Source organism: Mycobacterium sp. (assembly GCF_050701515.1).
GTDB lineage: Bacteria > Actinomycetota > Actinomycetes > Mycobacteriales > Mycobacteriaceae > Mycobacterium.
This window is the reverse complement of record NZ_JBOGDB010000225.1, coordinates 1-2,789: the sequence shown is the minus strand read 5'-3', so window position 1 is coordinate 2,789 and position 2,789 is coordinate 1. Positions and strand designations below refer to the sequence as shown.

Genomic DNA, 2,789 nt, shown 5'->3' with positions numbered 1-2,789 from the left:
CCAGCCGGTGCGCGTCGGCGCCGAGCCGTCCCCGCTCGGGGAGCCGGGTGTCGACCTCGTTCCCGAAGACGTTGTCGTTCTCGCCCCGGCGCACGATCCACGTGACCGTGGTGCCGGCGGCCCGCTCGGCCAGAAGCGACAGCTCCCGGATGACGTGCTTGGCCGAATGCCCGCTGCCGATGACGGCCACTCGCCGGCCCGCATAGCGGTTGCGTTCAGCGCCGAGCACATCGGGGATCCCGTAGCTGATCCATCCGCCGGCCTGCTGCTCGCCGATCGCGGGGATGCCTTCGGCGCCGACCGGATTCGGGGTCAACCAGGTCCCGGTCGCGTCGATGACGGCGCGCACCGGTGTCCGCGTGACGCCGGTCGGGCCGCTGGTGGTGACGATGAACGGCCGGTCGGCCCGATGGTCGTCGCGCAGCTTGTCCACGCCCTGGCGCGTGACGCCGATGACGCGGTGGTGCAGCCGCACATGTGGCGCGATCGCGTCCAGCCGCGCCAGCGGCGTCAGATACTCGTCGACGATTTGCGCGCCGGTAGGGTAGGCCGCCGGGTCCGGCGAACGCCAACCGTCGGCCTTCAACAGTCGCTGCGCGGCGAGATCGATGTTGGTGCGCCACGGCGAGAACAGGCGCACATGGCCCCAGCGCCGGATGCTGGCGCCCACCGATTCCCCGGCATCGAATATGACGAACGGCATCTCGCGTTCGGCCAGGTGCGCCGCCGCGGCCAGCCCGACCGGACCGGCTCCGAGAACGGCAACGGCAAGTTGTGTTGACATGGGTTTCTCCTAACTGTGGGTTCTGCGCATTCTGACGAGGGAAGATGCAGATGGACGCAGTCGGCCGCGCCGTTGCGTCCTTTGGCCGGCAGCGTCGTCTGTAGAGGCGAATGCTGTGCGACGAGAGGAGTCCGACAATGACGCCGAATGTGGCGGCGCCGCGCGCCGAGGTGACGGTCGAGGACGTGTGGCGACGCTTCGGCGCGGAACTGCGCTCCTTCGTCCGCCGACGGGTCTCCGACCAAGATCGGGCCGACGACCTCGTCGCCGAGATCCTGCTGCGGGTGCACCGGAAGCTGGGCTCACTCGATGACCACGACCGGCTCGCCGCGTGGCTGTTTCGCATCGCCCGCAACGCGATCATCGACGAGTACCGCCGCGCCGGCGACAGCCGCGAAATACTCGACGCCAATCCCGGCGACCGCCGCGCCGGCGACGTCGCCGACGCCGTCGCCGACGCCGACATCGTGCAGCGCGAACTGGCCAACTGCCTGCGGCCGCTGCTCGCTGACCTGTCCCCCGCGTACCGGCGAGCGCTGCGGCTGACCGACCTGGACGGCGTCACGCAGGCGGCTGCCGCCGAGCAGGAGGGCATCAGCGTGTCGGGCATGAAATCTCGGGTCCAGCGCGCCAGAAAGCAGCTCGCCGAACTGCTGAGCCGGTGCTGCGCACTGACGCTGGACGTACGCGGTATGCCGATCGAATACACCCCGCCCGCGAACTGCGGACCAAGCACGTCCGCCACGACGGATGCGGCCTGCGGATGCCAGTAGGGGTTTCACGACTTGCGCGCGGTGAACAACAGGTATTCCATAGCCCATCGGGCAGTCGGCGCGTCGGCAATTCGCGCATCGGTCTCGGTGAGGAATCGTTGGAAGTCGTCATCCAGTGCAGCGCGCGCATCGGATTGATCCGCGAGGGCGGCGTACGTGGCTATCGTCGGGCCGTAGTTGGTCTTGAAGAACTCGCGGAAGTCGATCGGGGTGGCGATCTCCGGTGGCGTGATGAGCGTTCGGCGTTCGAACGACGCTGCCGTGATGCCATTGCCGAAGAGCCTTCTCACGTGAGACTCGTTGCCCCACAACGGCGGCGGCTGCACACCCGGCGGTGGTGGCGGCGCGTAGGGACGCATGGTTGCGAACAGTTGCCCGATCAATCCTTCTGTTGTCCAGTTGATCATGGCGATGACGCCTCCCGGCTTGCACACCCGCAACATCTCGCCGGCGGTCTGGTCGTGGTGTGGTGCGAACATTGCGCCGACGACGGAGATGACGGCGTCGAACTCGTTGTCGCCGAACGGCAGCGCCTCGGCGTCGGCTTGCACCCATTTCAACTCAACGCCGCGCGCGGCGACCCGGATCCGACCGGCGTCGAGCAGTTCGGGTGTCAGGTCGGACGCGACCACGGACGCGCCGGTTTCGGCCGCGGGTATTGAGGCGTTGCCGTTTCCCGCCGCCACGTCAAGTACGCGCTGTCCCTTGGTGATTCCGGCCGCGGCGACGATCGTCGGGCCCAGTGCCGCAATCAGATCGGTGGCCACCCTCGGATAGTCCCCGGACGCCCAGATTGCCCGGTGCCTAGCCCTCAGCGCGCGGTCAGTCTCGGTATCGATGTAGATGCTGGTCATTTCGACTCTCCTTCTTAGGTTCTCACGTTGAGCGCAACGTGGATGGCCGGCCCCGACGGTGGGAGGCATTTCGCGGCCGGCCATCCTTGCCATGTCAGGCGCAGCAGGTGCTTTCGACGGAATCGTTGGCCGCACAGCTTGCCTCGCACACTGACGAGGTTGCGGCGTCGGGCTTCGCCGGGTTGTCGTCGGTGACGGTGTAGAATTCCCACCAGCCGAGCGGCACGTCGGGAGCGGTGACGAACACCTTGTCCTGCGTCGCGTGGCAGCAGACGTCCTGCTCGGCGACGGCGATCTCGAGGCCGGCGGCCGTAAAGCGTTCCTGCGCGGCGACGACCTGCTCAGCCGTATCGGCTTCGACGCCGAGATGGTTGAGCC

At 67.9% G+C, this 2,789-nt stretch carries 4 protein-coding genes; 1 reads left to right on the top strand and 3 read right to left on the bottom strand.

Annotation, left to right across the window (positions count from 1 at the left end; genetic code table 11):
• The coding region (locus ACRDU5_RS17625) for an NAD(P)-binding domain-containing protein (protein WP_526615968.1) at positions 1–784 on the bottom strand (784 nt) is incomplete at its 3' end.
• Positions 785–921: 137 nt separating this feature from the next.
• On the opposite strand from ACRDU5_RS17625, the gene ACRDU5_RS17620 reads away from it, so the two are divergent.
• Entirely contained in the window at positions 922–1,557 is a 636-nt protein-coding gene (locus tag ACRDU5_RS17620) for a sigma-70 family RNA polymerase sigma factor (protein ID WP_526615967.1), read from the top strand.
• Between the two features lie 5 nt (positions 1,558–1,562).
• On the opposite strand, the gene ACRDU5_RS17615 is transcribed toward ACRDU5_RS17620, so the two are convergent.
• Together ACRDU5_RS17615 and ACRDU5_RS17610 are read right to left on the bottom strand one after the other, a co-directional pair.
• Positions 1,563–2,411 carry a methyltransferase domain-containing protein gene (locus tag ACRDU5_RS17615; RefSeq protein ID WP_526615966.1) on the bottom strand — a complete coding sequence of 283 codons (849 nt, stop codon included), beginning with the start codon at positions 2,409–2,411 and terminating at the stop codon, positions 1,563–1,565.
• 94 nt (positions 2,412–2,505) lie between these two features.
• Positions 2,506–2,789: ArsI/CadI family heavy metal resistance metalloenzyme (locus ACRDU5_RS17610; RefSeq protein WP_526615965.1), on the bottom strand; the 284-nt coding region annotated here is incomplete at its 5' end.

Excerpts from the sequence above, each read along its gene's own strand:
- ACRDU5_RS17620 (WP_526615967.1), top strand. The coding sequence starts at position 922 with ATGACGCCGAATGTGGCGGCGCCGCGCGCCGAGGTGACGGTCGAGGAC.
- ACRDU5_RS17615 (WP_526615966.1), bottom strand. The coding sequence starts at position 2,411 with ATGACCAGCATCTACATCGATACCGAGACTGACCGCGCGCTGAGGGCT.